This is a genomic window from Streptomyces sp. JK94 (assembly GCF_053613315.1).
The window spans coordinates 1-2,312 of record NZ_JBSICH010000087.1 but is presented as its reverse complement, the minus strand read 5'-3'; the positions used below and the strand labels follow the sequence as shown (position 1 = coordinate 2,312).

Here is a 2,312-nt window from a genome sequence, read left to right as displayed (position 1 = left end):
CCCCGCAGAACCCCCCACTTGCCCTCACTGGCCGTCGCGAACACCTCGGCACCCAGATGACGCGCCAACTGGACCGCCGCCATCCCCACACCACCGGCACCGGCATGCACCAGCACCCGCTCCCCCGCCGACAGACCGGCGAGTTCGGTGAGTCCGTAGTGGGCGGTGAGGAAGACGAGCGGCACGGAGGCCGCCTCCTCGTCGCTCCAGCCCTCGGGGACGCGGGCGAGGAACCGTTCGTCGATCAGCGCCTCGGTGGCGAGGCCGCCGGGCACCATGCCCATCACCCGGTCACCGACCGCGAGGCCGGTCACCTCGGGTCCCACGGCCGTCACGACCCCCGTCGCCTCGGCGCCGAGCAGCCCGGCCTCACCCGGGTACATGCCGAGCGCGTTCAGCACGTCACGGAAGTTCAGGCCCGCGGCCCGCACTTCCAGCCGGACCTGCCGGCCCTCCGGCGCCTCCAGCACCTCGGGGCAGGCGCGCAGCGTCAGCGCGTCCAGGTTGCCCGGGGCGGTGCTGTCCAGGCGCCACGGGCCCTCGGCGGGCGGCAGGAGGCCGGGGCCCGCCACCGCGCGGTCGAGCCGCGCCACCAGCACCGCGCCGTCCCGCACCGCGAACTGGGTGTCGCCTCCCGCGAGCGGCGCGGGAAGCTGTGCCGGGACGTCCTCGACGCGGGCGGCCTCGTCCAGGTCGACCAGGGCGAACCGGGTCGGGTTCTCGGACTGCGCGGCACGGACCAGGCCCCAGACAGCGGCGGCGGGCAGGTCCTGGACCCGGTCCTCGGGGCCGGCCTGGACGGCGTGGCGGGTGACGAACACCAGGCGGGAGCCGGCGAACCGCTCCTGGGCGAGCCACTCCTGCACCAGGCCGAGGGCGCGCGCGGTGAGCGTGTGGGTGGCGAGGGGCACGTCCCGGTCCTCGGTCCCGTCGCCGGTGTCACCGAGGAACGGCACGCAGACGAGGTCCTCCTCACCGGTGAGCCCGGCCAGGACGGCTGCGGCGCCGTCCTCGCCCGGTGCCGCGACGGTGGCGTGCCGGACGGCGGGGGCGGCGTCTCCTGGCTCCGGGGTTTCCGGGGCCTCCGGAGTTTCCGGCACCGGCGCCCATACCAGGCGGAGCAATGAGTCCAGCTCCGGACGGCGGGTGGCGGGGGCCTGCGTCCCCGCGGGCACGCGGAGCACGAGCGACTCGGCCGACAGGACGGGGGCGCCCTCGACGTCGACGGCGGCGATGGACACCGAGTCCTCGCCGGTGCGGGCGACCCGGAAGCGGACCACGGAGGCGCCGCCCGCGTGCAGCGACACCCCTCCCCACAGGAACGGCAGCAGCTTGTGCTCGTCGTCCAGGCCCGCGAAGCCGACGGACTGGACGGCGGCGTCGAGCAGCGCCGGGTGCATGCCGTAGTAGCCGGCGTCGTCGGCCTGGGACGGCAGCGCCGCCTCGACGAAGGCCTCCTCGTCACGGGTCCAGACGGCACGGATGGTGCGGAAGACGGGGCCGTACTCGGTGCGGTCGTAGAAGCCCTCCAGGTCGACGGCGACGGCGCCCTGGGGCGGCCAGACCGAGGTGTCCAGGGGCAGGACGGCGGCGCCGGTGGTCAGGACGCCGGAGGCGTGCTCGGTCCAGGTCTCCTCGGGGGCGTCGGCCGGCCGGGAGTACAGGCTGACCGTGCGGGAGCCGGTCTCGTCGGGGGCGCCGGCCCACACCTGCACGACCACGGCGGCGTCCTCGGGCAGCAGGAGCGGCGTGGCGAGGGTGAACTCCTCGACCCGGTCGCAGCCGACCTCGTCCCCGGCGCGGACGGCCAGTTCGAGGAAGCCGGTGGCGGGGAAGAGCACCATGCCGCCGCCGACGGTGTGGTCGGCGAGCCAGGGGTGGGTAGAGAGGGAGAGACGCCCGGTGAACAGGACTCCTTCGGACGCGGCGAGGGCGGTGGCGGCGCCGAGCAGCGGGTGCTCGGCGGGCCGGAGTCCGGCGCCGGTGACATCACCGGTGTGCGTGGCCGGGCGCGGCCAGTACCGCTCGTGGTGGAAGGCGTACGTCGGCAGCGCGACACGGCGGGCTCCGGTGCCGTCGAAGGCGCGGGCCCAGTCGACGTCCGTACCGGCCACGTGGAGCCGGGCCAGCGCGGTGAGCAGCGCGGACTCCTCGTCCCGGTCCTTGCGCAGCGCGGGGACGGCCACCGTCGCGGCGGCGTCGACGCTCTGCTGGGCCAGGGCGGTGAGGACGCCGCCGGGACCGATCTCCAGGAACACGTCGGCACCGGCCCCGGCGAGGGCCCGTACTCCGTCGGCGAACCGGACGGTCTG

1 protein-coding gene is annotated in these 2,312 nt (G+C 75.9%); it reads right to left on the bottom strand.

Going from position 1 to position 2,312, the window contains the following annotated elements; translation table 11 throughout:
- A partial coding sequence (locus ACVV2G_RS33315) for a SpnB-like Rossmann fold domain-containing protein (protein ID WP_453846495.1) occupies positions 1-2,312 on the bottom strand: 2,312 nt, incomplete at both ends.